Origin of the sequence: Bacillus sp. GbtcB14, from assembly GCF_019091205.1 — a bacterium.
GTDB classification, from domain to species: Bacteria; Bacillota; Bacilli; order Bacillales; family Bacillaceae_G; genus Bacillus_A; species Bacillus_A cereus_AG.
This window is the reverse complement of the sequence record NZ_JAGXJT010000344.1, coordinates 1-230: the sequence shown is the minus strand read 5'-3', so window position 1 is coordinate 230 and position 230 is coordinate 1. Positions and strand designations below refer to the sequence as shown.

Here is a 230-nt window from a genome sequence, read left to right as displayed (position 1 = left end):
ATGCATCGTTACAACGGCTACATACAGACTACATTGTTGTCTATTATGCACATCGATTCGATACAACAACTCCTCTTGGAGAAACAATGTTAGCTTTCTCAGATCTTGTAAGACAAGGTAAAGTCCTTCATTTAGGTATAAGTGAATTGACATCGGAGCAAATCACACGCGGTGCAGCACTTGCCCGAGAATTGATCATTCCTCATATTGCTAGCCAACCTCAATATTCG

At 40.9% G+C, this 230-nt stretch carries 1 protein-coding gene; it reads left to right on the top strand.

The window, feature by feature from the left end; translation table 11 throughout:
- The coding region (locus tag KVT31_RS30085) for an aldo/keto reductase (protein ID WP_217613779.1) at window positions 1–230 on the top strand (230 nt) is incomplete at both ends.